The 17,943-nt window shown below is 66.1% G+C and carries 18 protein-coding genes; 14 read left to right on the forward strand and 4 right to left on the reverse strand.

Annotated elements, in window-relative coordinates; genetic code table 11:
* Positions 1-135: 135 nt before the first annotated feature.
* The 5 genes from OKW27_RS37630 (at position 136) to OKW27_RS37650 (ending at position 5,204) form a co-directional block, all read left to right on the forward strand.
* The gene (locus OKW27_RS37630) at positions 136-1,641 is read left to right on the forward strand and encodes a PLP-dependent aminotransferase family protein (protein ID WP_429336425.1); all 1,506 of its coding nucleotides are present in this window, start codon (positions 136-138) and stop codon (positions 1,639-1,641) included.
* Positions 1,642-1,705: 64 nt separating this feature from the next.
* Positions 1,706-2,191 (forward strand): PaaI family thioesterase, encoded by a 486-nt coding sequence (locus tag OKW27_RS37635; RefSeq protein ID WP_026225390.1) that lies wholly within the window; start codon positions 1,706-1,708, stop codon positions 2,189-2,191.
* A 28-nt stretch (positions 2,192-2,219) separates the two neighbouring features.
* Positions 2,220-3,218, forward strand: coding sequence for an NADP-dependent oxidoreductase (locus OKW27_RS37640; protein ID WP_090804769.1), 999 nt, complete (start codon positions 2,220-2,222; stop codon positions 3,216-3,218).
* Between the two features lie 52 nt (positions 3,219-3,270).
* Entirely contained in the window at positions 3,271-4,152 is an 882-nt protein-coding gene (locus OKW27_RS37645) for an SDR family oxidoreductase (RefSeq protein ID WP_429336426.1), read from the forward strand.
* A 92-nt stretch (positions 4,153-4,244) separates the two neighbouring features.
* On the forward strand, positions 4,245-5,204 hold the full coding sequence (locus OKW27_RS37650; protein WP_184063535.1) for an alpha/beta hydrolase: 960 nt from the start codon (positions 4,245-4,247) through the stop codon (positions 5,202-5,204).
* A gap of 65 nt (positions 5,205-5,269) precedes the next feature.
* Here the strand turns inward: OKW27_RS37650 and OKW27_RS37655 are convergent, their stop codons facing one another.
* From OKW27_RS37655 to OKW27_RS37670, 4 genes are all read right to left on the reverse strand, one after another.
* Positions 5,270-6,136: an NRDE family protein gene (locus OKW27_RS37655; protein WP_429336427.1), complete on the reverse strand. Its 867-nt coding sequence runs from the start codon at positions 6,134-6,136 to the stop codon at positions 5,270-5,272.
* 145 nt (positions 6,137-6,281) lie between these two features.
* Positions 6,282-7,349, reverse strand: a complete 1,068-nt coding sequence (locus tag OKW27_RS37660; protein WP_429336428.1) for a YgfZ/GcvT domain-containing protein — start codon at positions 7,347-7,349, stop codon at positions 6,282-6,284.
* Between the two features lie 310 nt (positions 7,350-7,659).
* Positions 7,660-7,956, reverse strand: coding sequence for a hypothetical protein (locus OKW27_RS37665; protein ID WP_090804775.1), 297 nt, complete (start codon positions 7,954-7,956; stop codon positions 7,660-7,662).
* 1 nt (position 7,957) lies between these two features.
* The gene (locus tag OKW27_RS37670; protein ID WP_429336429.1) at positions 7,958-8,704 is read right to left on the reverse strand and encodes a hypothetical protein; all 747 of its coding nucleotides are present in this window, start codon (positions 8,702-8,704) and stop codon (positions 7,958-7,960) included.
* Between the two features lie 521 nt (positions 8,705-9,225).
* On the opposite strand from OKW27_RS37670, the gene mltG reads away from it, so the two are divergent.
* From mltG to otsA, 9 genes are all read left to right on the forward strand, one after another.
* A complete protein-coding gene (gene mltG / locus OKW27_RS37675; RefSeq protein WP_429336430.1) occupies positions 9,226-10,236 on the forward strand; it encodes an endolytic transglycosylase MltG in 1,011 nt (336 codons plus the stop codon).
* Positions 10,236-10,856, forward strand: a complete 621-nt coding sequence (gene tmk, locus OKW27_RS37680) for a dTMP kinase (RefSeq protein ID WP_429336431.1) — start codon at positions 10,236-10,238, stop codon at positions 10,854-10,856. The genes mltG and tmk overlap by 1 nt, the downstream gene beginning before the upstream one ends.
* A 95-nt stretch (positions 10,857-10,951) precedes the next feature.
* Positions 10,952-11,995 (forward strand): DNA polymerase III subunit delta', encoded by a 1,044-nt coding sequence (locus OKW27_RS37685; RefSeq protein ID WP_090804783.1) that lies wholly within the window; start codon positions 10,952-10,954, stop codon positions 11,993-11,995.
* A gap of 49 nt (positions 11,996-12,044) precedes the next feature.
* Positions 12,045-12,560 (forward strand): N-acetyltransferase family protein, encoded by a 516-nt coding sequence (locus OKW27_RS37690; protein WP_429336432.1) that lies wholly within the window; start codon positions 12,045-12,047, stop codon positions 12,558-12,560.
* 93 nt (positions 12,561-12,653) lie between these two features.
* Complete coding sequence (locus tag OKW27_RS37695) at positions 12,654-13,445, forward strand: TatD family hydrolase (protein ID WP_429336433.1); 792 nt, start codon at positions 12,654-12,656, stop codon at positions 13,443-13,445.
* A gap of 52 nt (positions 13,446-13,497) precedes the next feature.
* A complete protein-coding gene (locus OKW27_RS37700) occupies positions 13,498-14,229 on the forward strand; it encodes an ankyrin repeat domain-containing protein (protein WP_429336434.1) in 732 nt (243 codons plus the stop codon).
* 185 nt (positions 14,230-14,414) lie between these two features.
* Complete coding sequence (locus tag OKW27_RS37705) at positions 14,415-14,771, forward strand: Rap1a/Tai family immunity protein (protein WP_187610099.1); 357 nt, start codon at positions 14,415-14,417, stop codon at positions 14,769-14,771.
* A 119-nt stretch (positions 14,772-14,890) separates the two neighbouring features.
* Entirely contained in the window at positions 14,891-16,114 is a 1,224-nt protein-coding gene (locus OKW27_RS37710) for a mechanosensitive ion channel family protein (RefSeq protein WP_429336435.1), read from the forward strand.
* Between the two features lie 186 nt (positions 16,115-16,300).
* Positions 16,301-17,713 carry an alpha,alpha-trehalose-phosphate synthase (UDP-forming) gene (gene otsA / locus OKW27_RS37715; protein ID WP_429336436.1) on the forward strand — a complete coding sequence of 471 codons (1,413 nt, stop codon included), beginning with the start codon at positions 16,301-16,303 and terminating at the stop codon, positions 17,711-17,713.
* Positions 17,714-17,943 lie beyond the last annotated feature (230 nt).

Consider the following 17,943-nt stretch of genomic DNA (forward strand, 5'->3'; position numbering starts at 1 on the left):
ATCCGTCCGGATGAAAACAGGCGCAGCTGTCGACAATCTGAACCGGTACAGTGGTGCGTTTCGTCACGCTGTATCGGTCCGAATCACGTCGATGTGTATCTGTCGCGGCGCGCGGACTATCCGCACCATCGGTTCATGAGCGAATCCCTCTTCACACCGCAAGGTCCCTCGACGGACCGGCCAGCCGAGCGCCAGCCGCTTTACCGGCAACTGGCCGACCAATACCGCCGCGCGATCGGCAACGGCGCGCTGCGCCCGGGCGACCGCATGCCGTCGATGCGCGCGTTCATGCAGCGCCACGGCGTGAGCCTCGCGACGGCGACCGAGAGCTATCGCGAACTGGAACGCGCCGCGCTGATCGACGCCCGGCCGCGCGCCGGCTATTTCGTGCGCGTGCCGCCGACGGCTGCGTTGCCCTGCGCCGCCGAGCCCGATCTCGCGATGCAGCCCGGCGCCGCCGCGCAGTTCGTCGGCATTCACTCGGAGATTTCGGCGCTCGTGTCGAAATTTCAGCGCTATCCGCACGCGCTGAATCTCGGCGGCGCGACCGCGTCGCCCGATCTCTATCCGACCGATGCGTTGCAAAAGGCCGCGGTGCGCGCGTTGCGCCGGCGGCCCACCTTGCTGACCGCCGTCGGGCCCGATCAGGGTGATCCGGCGTTGCGCGCGATCATCGCCCGGCGCGCGCTCGAGGCCGGCAGCCAGATCGGCGCGGACGACATCATCATGACGCACGGCGGCGTCGAAGCGATGAACCTCGCGTTGCGCGCGGTGACGCAGCCGGGCGACACGGTCGCGGTCGAATCGCCGTGCTTCTTCGGTTTGCTGCAGGCGCTCGAAAGTCTCGGTCTGCGCGCGCTCGAAATTCCGACCAGCCCGAGCACCGGCCTCGCGATCGAGGCGCTGGCGTTCGCGCTGCACACGCATCCCGACATCAAGGCGGTCGTGGTGGTGCCGAACCTGCAAAACCCGCTCGGCAGCGTGATGCCCGACGCGCACAAGGCGAGCCTCGTCGAACTGTGCGCGCGCGCCGGCATCGCGCTGATCGAGGACGATCCCTACCGCGAGCTCGTCGATGCCGCGCCGCCGCCCCGCTCGCTGAAGGCGTGGGACACCGATGGCACCGTGATCCATTGCACATCGTTCAACAAGACGCTGGCGCCTGGCATGCGCGTGGGCTGGATCAACGGTGGCCGGTGGCATCCGCGCGTCGGTATGCTGAAGTTCGCGCAGTCGCGCCACAACGAGCAGTTGTCGCAAGTCGTGCTCGCCGGGTTTTTGGAGACGAGCGCGTACGAGCGCCATTTGCGGCGATTGCGCGAGAGCTTGCAGCTGCGGCGCGAGCGGATGGCCGCGGCGGTGGCGGCATCGTTTCCCGACGGCACGCGGTTCACGCCGCCGCGCGGCGGGATGTTTTTCTGGATCGAATTGCCGCGTCACGTATCGTCGTCGGCTTTATTCGACGCCGCGTTGCATGACGGTATTCGCATCATGCCGGGCACGGTATTTTCGAACGCCGGGCGTTTCGATCACTTCATTCGGCTCAGCTGTCCGAGTGCGGATCTGGATCAGACCGACGAAGCGGTGCGCAGACTGGGGCGCCTCGCGGCACGGATGGCAGCTCATGCGTCAACGCGATAGCGGGTATCATTTCCCGCCGTACGCTCGACACGCGCCGTCGGCTACGAAATCTGATATCTGAGCCATGACCGATCCATCCACCTCATCCAGAACGGGCCATGCATCGTTGCCCGAAAGCCCCTTCATCGACCGTCTCGGCGCACAGTTGTTGTCGGCCGCCGACGGCGTCAGCGAAGTCGTGCTGCCGTTGCAACGCGATCACATGAACACGTGGGACGTCGCGCATGGCGGCGTCACGATGACGCTCGCCGACGTCGCGCTCGCGATGGCTGCGCGCAGTCTCGCCGGCGACGGCGTCGGCGTCGTCACCGTCGAGATGAAGGTCAACTTCATGCAGCCGGGACGCGGCGAGTTGCGCGCGACCGGCCGCGTGCTGCATCGCTCGACGACGATGGCCTATTGCGAAGGCGAGATCCGCGACAGTGAAGGCCACTTCGTCGCGAAAGCGCTCGGCACCTTCAAATACATGCGCCGCCTCGCGGTGGGCCGCGACGTCACGCGGCAGCGTCTGCGCAGCGACCCGGCGGCGAAGCCCGGTCCGAGCGACTGAGCACCCAACAACCCAAGGAGACGACCGCATGGCCCAGATCAATCGCCAATTGCTGCTGGTTTCGCGCCCCCAAGGCGAAGCCACGCCCGATAACTTCAAGCTCGTCGAAACGCCGCTCGCGCCGCTCGCCGAGGGCGAGGTACGGGTGCGCAACCACTACCTGTCGCTCGATCCGTATATGCGCGGACGCATGAACGACAGCAAGTCATACGCGGCGCCGCAGCCGCTGAACGAAGTGATGATCGGCGGCACGGTCGGCGAGGTCGTCGAGACGAGGCATCCGAAGTTCGCGGTCGGCGACAAGGTCGTCGCGATGTTCGGCTGGCAGGAGTACGGCACCTCCAATGGCACGGGCATGCAGAAGGTCGACGACACGCATGTGCCGCTGTCGGCGTATCTCGGGCCGGTCGGCATGCCGGGCGTCACCGCATGGTACGGGCTGAACCGCATCATCGCGCCGAAGGCCGGCGAGACGGTGGTCGTCAGCGCGGCAAGCGGCGCGGTGGGCAGCGTGGTCGGTCAGCTCGCGAAGGCGGCGGGCGCGCGCGCGGTCGGCATCGCGGGCGGCGCGGACAAGTGCCGCTATGTGGTCGAGACGCTCGGCTTCGACGCGTGCGTCGACTACAAGGCCGGTAACCTGTACCAGGACCTGAAGGCCGTCACGCCCGACGGTGTCGACGGCTGCTTCGAGAACGTCGGCGGCGACGGGCTCGACGCGACGCTCGCGCGCATGAACGCGTTCGGGCGCATCGCATTGTGCGGCTTCATCGCGGGCTATGACGGCCAGCCGCTGCCGCTCAAGCATCCGTCGCTGATGCTGACGCAGCGGCTGCTCGTGCAGGGCTTCATCGTCAGCGAACACATGGACGTGTGGCCCGAGGCGCTCAGGCAGCTCGGCACGCTCGTCGCGCAGAAGAAGCTGCAGTATCGCGAGACGATCGCGCAAGGGCTCGAAGCCGCGCCCGAGGCATTCATCGGCTTGCTGAAGGGCCGTAACTTCGGCAAGCAACTGGTCAAGCTGATCTGAGCGCGACGTCATCATGCAACGGCAAGCCGCCACTCAACCAGGGAGTCACAGAATGTTCGAATTCGCGGGCAAGGTGGCGGTGATCACCGGCGCGGGCAGCGGCTTTGGCCGCGCGTTCGCGCACAAGGGCGCGGCGCTCGGCATGAAGCTCGTACTCGCGGACGTCAACGCCGACCAGCTCGCGCAAACCGTCGACGCCTTGCGCGAAACCGGCGCCGAGGCGATCGGCGTGCCGACCGACGTATCGAACGCCGCGCAGGTCGAGGCGCTCGCGCAGGCGGCGCTCGCCGCGTTCGGCAAGGTCCACGTGCTGTTCAACAACGCGGGCGTCGGCACCGGCGGCTTCCTGTGGGAAAGCTCGGCGAACGACTGGTCGTGGGTGTTCGGCGTCAACGTGATGGGTGTCGCGCACGGCGTGCGCGCGTTCGCGCCGATCATGCTCGCGCAGAAGGAGCCCGCGCATATCGTCAATACGGCGTCGGTGGCGGGGCTGCTGGCGCCGCCGGCAATGGGCATCTACAACGCGTCGAAGCATGCGGTGGTGGCGCTGACCGAGACGCTGTATCACGACCTGAAGCTCGCGCAGGCCGGCACGCGCGGCGAGGTCGGCTGTTCGCTGCTGTGTCCCGCCTTCGTGCCGACCGGCATCGCGGAGGCCGAGCGCGCGCGTCCCGACGAGTTGCGCAACGCGGGCCGGCCGACGCGCTCGCAGATCGCGGCCGGCAAGCAGTTGCAGCGCGCGGTGCAGTCGGGCAAGCTCACCGCCGACGATGTCGCCGACATCGCGTTCGAGGCGATCGCCGCGCGGCGTTTCTATATCATCACGCATCCGGGCATCATGGCGACCGTGAAGCTGCGTCACGAGGATATCGAGCAGTTGCGCGAGCCGTCCGATCCGATGTCGCTGAAGCCCGAGGTGAAGAACGCGCAGTAGCGGCCGGCTGCGCGGCCGGTGCGCCGGCTTTTGTCAACCCTTGGCGCACTGCGCGCCGCCCGATGCGCGACGCGCACCGCGTTGCCAAAACCATGCCGCTGAATCCCACGATCGAGCAGGTGCTCGACATGATCGCGCGGGCCAAACGCCCGCAGTATCACCAGATGAGCGCGCAAGCGGCGCGCGCGTCGTACGAGAAAAGCGCGCCGATCCTCGAGATCGCGAGCGCGCCGATGTTCTCCGTCGAAGATCTGCGCGTGCCGACGCGCGACGGCGCGACGATCCGCGCGCGCTTCTACTTCCCGGTCGAGCCGGGCTGGGCCGAGCCGCTGCCTGCCTTCGTGTACTACCACGGCGGCGGCTTCACGGTCGGCAGCGTCGATACGCACGATGCGCTGTGCCGGATGTTCGCGCGCGACGGCCAGTGCGCGGTGCTGTCGGTCGATTACCGGCTCGCGCCCGAGCACAAGTTTCCGACCGCTGTCGACGACGCCTTCGACGCCCTCAGCTGGCTGCACGCGCACGCGGCCGAATTCGGCATCGACGGCACGCGGCTCGCGGTGGGCGGCGATAGCGCGGGCGGCACGCTCGCGACGGTTTGCGCGGTGCTCGCGCGCGACGCCGGCCTCGCGCTCGCGCTGCAATTGCTGATTTATCCGGGCACGACTGGCCATCAGCAGACCGACTCGCACTCGCGCCTCGCCGACGGCTTCCTGCTGTCGGGCGACACGATCCAGTGGTTCTTCGAGCACTACGTGCGAGATAGCGGCGATCGCGACGACTGGCGTTTCGCGCCGCTCGACGGCGAGCGCGGTGCGCCGGATTTTCGCGGCGTCGCGCCCGCGTGGATCGCGACCGCCGAATACGATCCGCTCAGCGACGAGGGCGATGCCTATGCGGAGAAACTCCGTGCGCTCGGCAATCCGGTCACGCTCAAACGCTACGCCGGCATGATCCACGAGTTCTTCAAGATGGGCGGCTTCGTGCCCGAAGTCGCGCAGGCGCATGCGGACGCCGCGGCGGCGTTGCGCGCGGCATTCGGCATCGGGTGAGGGCGGTGATCGCGAAGCGATGAGCGGCCGGCGGCGAATGCGCCGGCCAGGCGGTGCTCAAACGATCACGCCACGCTCATCCGGTCGCGCTCGACATTGAACGCGAAGCTGCGCTCGAAATCGCCGGGCCGCACGATCCGGTGCGAGCCGTTGTCGTCGCTGCGCTCGGCGACCGCGACGCCGATCACGTCGCCATAGGCGGCGACGCGCAGCGCGGTGGTGCTGCGCGTCCCATAATCCGGCGATTCGATGAACGCCGCCGACAGCACGCGTTCGCGTTCGAGCGGAATACCGGTCGACGGCAATTCGTCGTCGCGCGCGAGCCGCGGATCGCGCATCAGATCGATCAGGCGTTCGAGCGGCGGCATCGGATCGCGCGCGAGCAGCGTGCCGAGCTCGCCGCGCTTTTTGACCAGCTTCGGCCACGCGGTATCGAGCACCGCGTTCGAGATACCGTGCGTGCCCGGCGCGAGCAGCGCGGGACCGCAGTTTGCGTCGACGGCGCCGCGATTGCAGTACCACGCGAGCTCGCGACGCGTCCAGTCGCCGACCAGCAGATTGAAGCCGTTGTAGATGTCGCCTTTTTGCGCGACGTGCCGCAGATACGCGAGCGGCGTCTCGTGCGGATTGCCGTCGGCGTCGCGCGCGGCGCTCGTGAGCCAGTCGCTGACGAGCGTGCCGCGGGTCGGCGCATCGGCGCGCATTTCGCCCGGCGCGCGGTAATTGGTCAGCGCGGCGAAGCGGCCGTCGCGCGATAACCCGAGCCACGTGCCGCCGCCCACGAGGTCGCGGCCCCCCAGCACCTCCGGCGCGTCGCGCCACCAGCCGATCGGCTCGGCCGTGCGGCGGAAGAACTCGTCGCGATTCGCGGCGAGCGTGAACAGCGGACCATCGAGCGCATCAGGTCGCCAGTCGAAAACGATCAGGCACATCGGGGAGCATCTCCCGTTCAGAGCATGGGGCGGCCGCCTGATGCACCGACGCAGGCGGCAAACGAAAGCGGCAAAAAACAGACGAGAATAAAGCAGTCAATAAAAAACGGCGCCCGATCGCGCCGCTTTTTACCCTCTCCAACGATCAGACTTCGGCAGGCAGCCCGTAGGGCAGCGTCAGGAAGCGCAGCGCGGGGCCGTCGGCCGCGCCGACATGTACGCTGCCGCTGTCGAGCGCCGTGAGCTTGATCTCGACCAGCAGATCGACGCCGCCGCCTTGCGCCGATGCCGCGTTGACGATCATCCCGCACGGCTGGCCCGGATCGTCCGAGTGGAACAGCTCGGTGCCCGGCCGCACCGTGTCCAGCTCGCCGGCGACGTTGGCGAGCGACGTGCGCCGCTTGATCGTGCCGCGATACTGGCTGCGCGCGACCACTTCCTGACCCGGATAGCAGCCCTTGCGGAAATTGACCGCGCCGAGCACGTCGAAGTTGACCATTTGCGGCACGAACTGCTCGACGACCGGCTGCGTGATGCGCGGCTCGCCCGCGCGGATGTCGAGCCAGTCCCACACGGCTGGCGACACGCGCTTTAGCCTGCCGTCGAGCGACGGCAGCAGCGCTTCGATCTGCGCCTTCGGCCCGATCCACAGATAGCGCAGGCGCGCCAACGCATCGGGCACGCGGATCAGCGTGCCCGCTGTGCCGTCGACCTGCACGTGCACACCGTCGGGCAGCGCGTCGAACACGCCGGACAGCGCGCCGCGCACGTCGCCCGCGAGGCCGACCACCGCGAACTCGCCGCTCGCGTCGGCGAGCTTGGCCTTGGCGCGCAGCACGAACATCGACAACCGCTTTTGCACCGCGGCCTGCACGTCTTTGGATACCAGCAGGCGGATCGTATCGCCGCTGCGCCAGCTGAGGAACGACGCGAGCAGCCGGCCCTTGGCCGAGCAGTAGCCGCAGAGGCGCGCGTTCGCGGCGTCGAGATGCTGGACGTCGTTGGTCAACTGGGCGTGCAGGAAGCTCGCCGCGTCGTCGCCGGTCGTGTCGATCACGCCGAACTGCGGTAGCGGCATGTACGCGCCGTGCTCGAGCACGGCGGTGAATTCTTCGGCCGACGGGCGCGGCAGGATGGGCAGGGCGGCGGGCGCCGCCGCGGCGGGAGTGAGACCGGAAGCGTTACCTGAGGCGTTCACGAGCGGTGTGTTCATGGATTCCGGGAACAGTCAATTCTGACTTTGGCGAAGGCAAACAGTCATTATATTCAGTCCAGCCCTGTCGCGTTTCGCAAGTCCCTGGCGAATGAAGGCTTTCCGAGAGCCTGGCGCAGCAGGGGATTGCACGTTATCACCCTGCGGCTGTGCCCATGTTGTGACCATGTTGGGGTGTTCTGCCAGAGGGTCCGGCGCAAGATGGGCAGGCACCCGACGTGCCGGATCTGCTGTCCGCTGCCGCGGTCACAGACGAGCCGCCGCCGGGGTGGCTGCGGCGGGGCCACTGAGGAAGGCGGACGAGCCACTGTCATTCCGTGGGCGGCTTGGCCGGTGCCCAGTCCATCGGCTGCTCAGTCGTGATTTTCAGCCGTTCGCGCAATTCGGGATGCGCGATTGCCTGAATCAGAATCGCCATTCCTCCAAGCTTCCGAGCGTCCTCGTCTGTCACTGGCAACATTGAATTTTCCGGAGCATCCGGTGGGATAGTGATTGCCAGCGCTCGATCAATCGCCGCTTGCACGTGAACCCGTGAAACTGTGCACATCTTTAACTGCTGAGTATCGGCGTCATAAAAAATGACGCTAGCCCGATCCGGTTTAGTCATCTCAATATCCCCTGCATGCCTGGAATTTATCGAATGCTCGCTGTGTGCAGAGCGCATAGGTGCGTGGATCTTGATACATTGCTCGGGCCACCTGACACTGCTCCATGTCTGAATGGTAGTCCGCGAAACACTCAGCCTCATCCAACTCACTGACGCCACGCGCGGCCAGTTCCTGCACATCGCCGAACTGCGGATCCTCGGTGTACTCAAACGGCCGCGCATCGCCGAGCGGCGTCGATACTGGCGTAGCGATGGTTCCATCTGGCAAGACGTCGCCGGGGCGGGCGTACCAGATCGCGAGGCCATCGTCGGCGGCCAGTCGCGGCAGTTTGGGGCGCTCGAATGAGCGCGCGGCACGCACCAAGGGCAGCGCCCTCCGGAATAGCTGCGACGGCGTAACGGTTGGATAGTACGGCCGGGTCTGCTGTTGGACAGGCGCGCCGCGTCCGCGCGAGGCGCGCAGCTTCGGCGCGACTGCAATCACATCGCCACGCTCAAGGGCTGCCCGTAGCGCCTGGCCGAGTTGAGCCGGTGCCGCGCCGCTCGCATACGCGCCGCCCCGCACATTGCGCATGAACTCGACGAGCCGCGGTAGCTGGCGCGTGTCATGCGTAAGCTCCCATGCGCTTGCCGAGGCAATGAGCTTCCGGCCGGCTCGCGCTTCGTCGCTAAATGCGTTGCCGCGATATTCCTGCCGCGTGTGGAGCATGCAGCCCCAGTCGGTTCCGACTTTGAAGTCGATCGCCATGTGCCCCTCTGTAACGTCAGATCAGCCGGCATACCTATGGCCGGGACCCGATCGTGCGTTCCGAAAGAATGAATTCCGATGCGAATCCCTATTGTTGTTGTCGTACCGCCTTGGCGACCACAAGAATTCTCAGAGCGGAACGGGGCGTGGAGTCTCCCAATTGCCGCAACTCGTGCTCGGGTCTTTCGCGGCGGCGTGCAGGTCGCCCCTGAACCATCGTTTGAAACTGTCAATAACGGCCAAAAGCGGCAGGAGCCGAAAAGGCGTTTGGTCGGGAATTGTCGAACCTTTGAAACTCTGACCTATGTTGTGACAGCGTACGCCTCGACTAGCATCAGACCGACGCCAGCGGAATTCATATTGTTGTTTCCGGCCGTGACCATCTGGTGCCCGCATCTATACAATACAGGTCGCAAAAGGCCGAAAGGGCTGCAAAACGGCACAGTCTCAATGTTGACCGACGCAAGACTTTCCCGTTAAAAATCAGTTCGTTGCCATCTAAACGCTAATTCTTTCCTGTCGTGTCCCTTCTGAAGAAATGTTTCGTCGCCGGCGCGCTCGTCGTTGTGCTGGCCGCGGCGGCCATCGCCGCTGGATACTACTGGGCCACCCGCCCGCTCGAATTGACCCCGGCGCAACTCGACGTCACCGTCAAGCCGCACAGCAGCCTGCGCAGCGTCGCGCTGCAGCTCAATCGCGGCGGCGTGCTGGTCGAGCCCGAGCTGTTCATCGCGATGACGCGGTTGCTCGGGCTGCAAAGCGAGCTGAAGTCCGGCAATTACGAGTTCAAGAGCGGCATCACGCCCTACGAGGTGCTGCAGAAAATCGCGCGCGGCGACGTCAACGAATATGTGGCGACGGTCATCGAAGGCTGGACCTTCAAACATATGCGCGCTGAACTCGACGCCAATCCTGCGCTGAAGCACGACACGCTCGGCATGAGCGACGCCGATCTGATGAGCGCAATCGGCGCGCCCGAGGCGTCGATCGGCAACGGCGAGGGGCTGTTTTTCCCGGATACCTACCTGTTCGACAAGGGCACCAGCGACCTCGACATCTATCGCCGCGCTTACCGTCTGATGCGCGTGCGTCTCGACGAGGCGTGGCTCTCGCGCGCGCCGAACCTGCCGTATAAGACCCCGTACGACGCGCTGACGATGGCGTCGATCGTCGAAAAGGAAACCGGCAAGGCGTCCGACCGGGCGCTCGTCGCCGCGGTGTTCGCCAACCGTCTGCGCGCCGGCATGCCGCTACAGACCGACCCGACCGTGATCTACGGAATGGGCGACAGCTACGCCGGCCACATCAGGAAGAAAGACCTGCAGACCGACACTCCATACAATACCTACACGCGGATGGGCCTACCGCCGACGCCAATCTCGCTGCCGAGCGTCGCGTCGCTGCAGGCGGCGATGAACCCGGCGCAAAGCAACGCGCTGTACTTCGTGTCGCGCGGCGACGGCAGCAGCATCTTTTCTGACACCCTCGGCGAACACAACAAGGCCGTGGACAAATACATTCGAGGGCAATGATGGCGCGCGGCAAATTCATTACGTTTGAAGGCATCGACGGCGCGGGCAAGACTACCCATTTGGGCTGGTTCCGCGAACGGCTCGAGGCGAAGCTCGCGCCGAGCGGCCGCTCGGTCGTGATGACACGCGAGCCGGGCGGCACGCCGCTCGGTGAGCAGATCCGCGATATCGTGCTGCATCAGAAGATGGATCTCGAAACCGAGGCGCTGTTGATGTTCGCGCTGCGCCGTCAGCATCTGGCCGAGGTGATCGAGCCGGCGCTCGCGCGCGGCGATTGGGTGCTGTCCGACCGTTTTACCGATGCCACTTTCGCCTACCAGGGCGGCGGCCGCGGCTTGCCGCGCGACAAGCTGGAGACGCTCGAGCGCTGGGTGCAGGGCGGTTTCCAGCCGGATTTGACCGTGCTGTTCGATTTGCCGCCCGCCGTCGCCAACGAGCGGCGCAGCGCGGTGCGTAATCCGGATCGTTTCGAGAGCGAGTCGGCGGCGTTTTTCGAGCGCACGCGCGCCGAATACATGCGCCGCGCCGAAGAAGCGCCATATCGATTCGCTATCATCGACTCTTCGCAGAGCATCGTTCGAATTCAGAAGCAGCTTGAGGAGTTGATTGCAAGCCTCTGATTCGAAATAGATATAACCGCTTCTTATAATCTCGTGCGAAGTTCACTCGACATCTGAAGTAGCGCCTACAACCGATTGATTCAAAAAGACAAACGATGATCTATCCGTGGCAAGCCGATGACTGGAATCGCCTGCAGCAGCTGCACGGCCACTGGCCGCACGCATTGTTGCTGCACGGCCAGGCGGGCATCGGCAAGCTGCGTTTCGCGCAGCACCTCGCGCAGGGTCTGCTGTGCGAGGCGCCGCAACCGAACGGCGAGCCGTGCGGCGCGTGCGTGGCCTGCAACTGGTTCGCGCAGGGCAATCATCCCGACTACCGCATCGTCGTGCCGGAGGCACTCGCCGCCGAAGCCGGCCTCGCGAACGCCGCGAACGGCGCCGACGACAAGGCCGAAAAAGCCGATGGCGACGAAGGCAAGAAGACCCGCACGCCGAGCAAGGAAATCAAGATCGAACAGATCCGCGGTCTGCTCGACTTCGTCGGCATCGGTTCGCATCGCGGCGGCGCGCGCGTCGTCGTGCTGTATCCGGCCGAGGCGCTCAACGTCGCGGCCGCCAACGCGTTGCTGAAGACGCTGGAAGAGCCGCCCGCGGGCGTCGTGTTCCTGATGGTGTCGGCGCGCCTCGACCGTTTGCTGCCGACCATCATTAGCCGCTGCCGTCAGTGGCCGATGAGCGTGCCCGCGCCGGACACCGCCGCGCAGTGGCTGGCCGCGCAAGGCGTCGACGACGCCCGCGCGCTGCTCGCCGAAGCGGGTGGCGCGCCGCTCGCCGCGCTCGCGCTCGCCAGCGACGAAAACCGTCCGCTGCGCGACTGGACGCTCAAGCAGCTCGCGGCCGGCGCCGGGTGCGACGCATTCGCGTGCGGCGAGGCGCTGCAGAAGCTCCCAGTGCCGCTCGTGCTCGGCTGGCTGCAGCGCTGGATGTACGATCTGCTCGCGCAGCGCACCGCCGGCGCGCCGCGCTATTTCCCGCAGGCGTCGGCCGCGCTCACCCGCTGCGCCACCCAGGCCGACGCCAATGCATTCGCGCGTTTTCTGCGCACCGTCACGCGCCAGCGCGCGGTCGAGAACCATCCGTTGAACGCGCGGCTCGTATTCGAGGAACTGTTCATCGGCTATCGCGCGCTGTTTGCGTGAGCCCGCAGCCGGACAGCCTGCCGTCTTTTTTCATTCAAGCCAACCCGCCATGAGCCTTTCCTACCGCGACGCCACGCTCGACGATCTGCCCGCGATCGTCGCCATCTACAATTCGACGATCCCGTCGCGCCAGGTCACCGCGGACCTCGAGCCGGTCAGCGTCGAGAGCCGGCATGGGTGGTTTCATGCGCACAGGCCGCAGAAGCGGCCGCTGTGGGTGGTCGAAGATCCGAAGCAGGCGGGCCGCGTGATCGCGTGGCTCAGCTTTTCCGACTTTTATGGCCGGCCGGCTTATCAGCGCACCGCCGAAGTCAGCATCTATCTCGACGAAAGCGCGCGCGGCCAGGGACTCGGCAAGCAACTGCTGGCGGCGTCGCTCGACGCGGCACCGGGTCTTGGCATCGATACGGTGCTCGGCTTCGTGTTCGGTCACAATGAAGCGAGCGTGCGGCTGTTCCGCGGCTTCGGCTTCGATGCATGGGGCACGTTACCGCGCGTCGCGGTGCTGGATGGCGTCGAGCGCGATCTGGTGATTCTTGGCAAGCGTCTTGCACACGCCGGTTAAGCGCGCTGCGCAAGCAGCGCCACCTGAGCTGTGCCAAGCGGCCCCGGCCACGCTATCGCCCAGCCGCAAGCCCCTTTTTTGCAGGACCTGACCATGTTTGTCGATTCACACTGCCACATCAACTTCGAAGGACTCGCGGACCGTCTGCCGCAAGTGCTCGAAAACATGCGCAGCCATTCGGTCTCGCACGCGTTGTGCGTGTCGGTGGATCTTGAAACGCTGCCGTCGGTGCTGGACATCGCCAGCCGCTATGACAACGTGTACGCGTCGGTCGGCGTGCATCCCGATCACGAGCACATGCGCGAGCCGAGCGTAGCCGAGCTGGTTGAACTGGCCGGGCACCCGAAGGTCGTCGCGATCGGCGAAACCGGGCTCGATTACTACCGCCTCGAAGGCCGCTCGATCGCCGACATGGAGTGGCAGCGCGAGCGCTTTCGCACGCACATCCGCGCCGCGCACGCGACCAGCAAGCCGTTGATCATCCACACCCGCTCGTCGTCGGAAGATACGTTGCGCATCATGGACGAGGAGCGCGCCGGCGTGCCGGGCGGCGTCATGCATTGCTTCACCGAACCGTGGGCCATCGCCGAGCAGGCGCTCGCGCAGAATTTTTACATCTCGCTGTCGGGCATCGTCACGTTCAAGAGCGCGACCGATGTGCAGGACGTCGCGCGCCGCGTGCCGCTCGACCGTCTGCTGATCGAAACCGACTCGCCGTACCTGGCGCCGGTGCCGTATCGCGGCAAACCGAATGAACCTGCGTACGTCAGTTATGTCGGACGCTTCATCGCGCAGCAACGCGAGATGCCGGACGAGGCGCTGGCCGCCGTCACCACGCAAAACTTCTTCAGACTGTTCGGACTCGCCGCGCCGGCCGGAATCTGAACCAAAAAGCCGAGTAACATCAAAGGGATAGGAAGATTTCCTAAAGTACCATATGAAAAATATTTCGACGTCGTCCGCTGATTTCCAACCGCTGTCCGCCGGGTCGGCCGCCCGGGCTTTCGCGCCGGCGCGCCGTCTCGCGTGCGCCGCCGCGCTCGCGTGCGCGGCGCTCGTCGCGGTGCCCGCGCATGCGGCGCCGATCGACTCGCTGATCAAGTCGGTCAAGTTCGACGACGTCGACGGCGTCAACAAGCTGCTCGCGAAGGGCATGGACCCGAACAGCGTCGACAATCAGGGCATCCCGCTGCTCGTGATCGCCGCGCGCGAGAAATCCGACAAGGTCGCGGCCGCGTTGCTTGCGAATCCAAAGACCGATATCGAGATTCAGGACAAGGCCGGCGAAAACGCGCTGATGATGGCGTCGCTGGTCGGCGACCTGAACTTCGTGAATCTGCTGATCGCGAAGGGCGCCGAGGTCAACAAGAAGGGCTGGGCGCCGCTGCACTACGCGGCCGCGAACGGCCACGACGACATCGTCAAGGTGCTGCTCGACCACTCGGCCTACGTCGACGCGGGCTCGCCGAACGGCACCACGCCGCTGATGATGGCCGCGCGCGGCGGCCACGTTTCCACCGTCAAGCTGCTGCTCGACAACGGCGCGGACCTGTCGGTGAAAAACCAGATCGGCATGACCGCGCTCGATTTCGCCAAGACCTACAAGGAGCCGGACGTCGTCGAAGGGCTCACGGCGCGCATGCAGCAGACGCAGCAGCAGAAGCAATGACGTTTTGTCGGCAGGCGCCTCGCCATGCCGTGCCGCTTTGCAGCCGTTTTGTCCGAGCCGCGCGGCTGCCGGCCTGCTGCCGCCGCGTAAAACAGTGCAGAATGACGACTTCGGCGCGCCGCGTAGCGCGCCGTCCGGACGCGGCAGAAAGACCGCGTGAATAAACAACCCTGGAAAGGAACACCATGCTGCGGGCTTTGATTTTCGCCGGCGCGCTTGCCTTGCCGCTTTCGGCAGCCGCGTTTACGGGAGGCGACCTCAACAAGCTGTGCACCAAGACGGACGTGGCTTCGCGTAGCGCCTGCGCGGCCTACATCGAAGGCGCGGCCGACGGCATCTTCAACACGATCGACGCGATCGGCGGCACCACCGGTCCGCGCGTCGGCCAGTACTTCTGCCTGCCGCCGGATGCGCGCTCGGCGCAGTTGACCGACGCGGTGCGCAAGTACATCGCCGAGAACCCGAACGCCGCGGCCTACAACGCGAGCACGGCGATTTCGCTGGGTCTCGGCAAGGCGTTTCCCTGCAAGAGCGGCGGCTGATCGATAACCGCGGCGCATCGAAGAACCCGTTGTAACGCCCAGGCGCGGTCGTGCGCCCCGGATGTCAGTCGTCGCGCAGGCGCGCCGCCGCTCATCGAGCCCGGAGGAAGATGCCCGTTATGCCTACTATCGACGACTTCTACCGCGTGGCGGCCGCGCCGCTGCATACGTGGCTCGGCACGCTGATCGTGACGGCCGTCGTGGCGATCGTGGCGAGCGGCATTCACCGCATCGGCGCGCGCGTCGTGAAGCGTCTCGCGCGGCCGCACGCGCTGACGAGCGTCGTGCTGCGCTACATCGACAAGCCGTCGCTGTTCGCCCTCGTGATCCTCGTGTTCGCGTGGGTCGGGTCCGAGGCACCCGACACCCTCAACTTCATCGAACCGGTGCGCGACATCACCGGCATCGCGCTGATCGCCGCGCTGACGTGGCTGTCGGTGCGCTCGGCCGCGGCGATCGGCGAAGCGATCATCCGCGCCCATCCGCTCGATTCCGCCGATAACCTGCAGGCGCGCCGCATCCATACGCAGGCGCGCGTACTCGCGCGCTCGGTGATGATCGTGATCGTGATCATCGGTGTCGGCGGTGCGCTGATGACCCTGCCCAACGTGCGGCAGATCGGCGCGAGCCTGCTGGCGTCGGCGGGTGTCGCCGGTCTGGTCGCCGGTATCGCGGCGCGGCCGGTGCTCGGCAACCTGATCGCCGGTTTGCAGATCGCGCTGTCGCAACCGATCCGCCTCGACGACGTCGTCGTGATCCAGGACGAGTGGGGACGCATCGAGGAGATCACCGGCACGTACGTGTCGGTGCGGCTGTGGGACCAGCGCCGTCTGATCGTGCCGTTGCAATGGTTTATCGAAAATCCGTTCTCCAACTGGACCCGCAGCAGCTCGCAGATCATCGGCACCGTGTTCCTGTTCGTCGATTACCGGATGCCGCTCGCGCCGCTGCGCGAGGAGCTTGCGCGCATCGTCGAGAACGCGCCCGAGTGGGACCGTCGCGTGCAGGTGCTGCAGGTGACGGACTGCACCGAGCGCGCGATGCAGTTGCGCGCGCTCGTCAGCGCGCCCGATTCCGGCCTTGCGTGGGATCTGCGCTGCCGCGTGCGCGAAGGGCTGCTCGATTTCGTTCATCGGCATTACCCGGAATACCTGCCGCGGGCGCGTGCCGAGGTGTCGGCGGAGCTGGAGACCGGTGGCGCTGGCCCGAGCGACTGGCTGCCGCGCAGCCGGCAGGCGCCAGCCGGCAGCACCGCCGCGCATACCGAAGCCGATCCGGTGGCGAGCCGCATCGGCCGCACTGGCGCGGGCGAGGTCGCGCAGAAGGCGAAGGAACAGGCTTAGGCGGGCGTTGCGGATCGCGAATCGCGAGCGGCGAGTGGCAAATTGCGAGTTGGGTATCGCGAGCCGCGTGCGGCGACCGCCCTCGGCAAGCCCGGCGATGCGCGGGCACGCCGATTGCTACTAACGGGCGCGCCACGCCTGCTCAGGCGTCGCGGCGCATCGCAAGAATGACGGAGGACATGCACTATGGGCCGATTGATCGTCGTGTCGAATCGCGTCGCGACGCCGACGGAGACCAAGGGATCGGCGGGTGGACTCGCGGTCGGCGTATTCGGCGCGCTGAAGGATGCAGGCGGCGTCTGGTTCGGCTGGAGCGGCGACGTAGTCAGCGAAACGGTCGCCAACGCGGGGCCGATGCTCGAGCAGGACGGCGCGGTGACCTTCGCAACCGTCGGCCTCACGCGCAAGGACTACGACCAGTACTACCGCGGCTTCTCGAACGCGACGCTGTGGCCGGTATTCCACTACCGCAACGACCTCGCGCGCTACGAGCGCGAGGAGTACGCGGGCTACCGGCGCGTCAACGCATGGCTCGCTCACAAGCTGGTCAAGCTGCTCGAACCCGACGACATCATCTGGATTCACGACTACCATCTGATCCCGTTTGCCGAGGCGCTGCGCAGCGAGGGCGTGACGAACCGCATCGGTTTCTTCCTGCATATTCCGTTTCCCGCGCCGCAGATCCTGCTCAACATTCCGCCGCACGAGGAACTGGTGAAGTCGATGTCGTGCTACGACCTGCTCGGCTTCCAGACCGCCACCGACCAGCAGGCATTCCACGACTACGTGACGCGTCACGCGCGTGGCACGGTGAGCGCGGACGGCTTCGTCGAGGCGTTCGGGCGCAAGCTGCGCACCGGCGTCTACCGGATCGGCGTGTTCCCCGACGAAATCGCCGAGCAGGCCAAGCGCTACGAAAGCCGCCAGCACGTGCTCGAGCTGAAGCAAAGCCTCGAGGGGCGCAAGCTGATCATGAGCGTCGACCGGCTCGACTATTCGAAGGGACTGGTCGAGCGCTTTCGCGCGTTCGAGTTGCTGCTCGAACGCTCGCCCGAATGGCGCGGCAACGTCACGCTCGTGCAGATCGCGCCGCCTACGCGCTCGGACGTCGCGACCTATCAGAAGATCCGCCAGGATCTCGAATACGAGGCAGGGCGCATCAACGGCCGCTACTCGGGGCTCGACTACACGCCGATCCGCTATCTGAACCAGCAGTACGACCGCTGGAAGCTGATGTCGCTGTTTCGGGAGTCGCAGATCGGCTTCGTCACGCCGCTGCACGACGGCATGAACCTCGTCGCGAAGGAGTACGTGGCCGCGCAGAATCCCGACGATCCCGGCGTGCTCGTGCTGTCGATTTTCGCGGGCGCGGCCGCCGAGCTCTCTGGCGCGCTGCTCGTCAATCCGCACGATGCGATCGGCATGTGCGAGGCCTTGCAACGCGCGCTGCAAATGCCGCTCGACGCGCGCCAGCGGCGTCACGAGATCGACATGGCCGCACTGCGTAAGAACGATCTCGGAGTGTGGCGCGACAGCTTCCTCAGGGATTTGCGCAGCATGCCAGTGCGCGGGTCGGGCGAGGGCGGCGGCCACAAATGACGGCGCGGCGACGGCCCAAAGCCCGCGCAAACCCGGCGCGTGGCCGCGTGTCACCGGATGTAAGCCGCTTGTAACAGCACCGGGCAATTGCAAGACCTGCGGCTTTTCGACCGATGCCAGGGAATAATTCCCCGTAGCGACGATGCATGCGACGCTTAGGGACCGCGTTAGGGACCGCGCGCATTGTTCCGACGTCATGGCGCTGTCATACTCGGCGTCGCCGACGGCAT

Origin of the sequence: Paraburkholderia sp. 35.1, assembly GCF_050436525.1 — a bacterium.
Classification (GTDB): domain Bacteria; phylum Pseudomonadota; class Gammaproteobacteria; order Burkholderiales; family Burkholderiaceae; genus Paraburkholderia; species Paraburkholderia tuberum.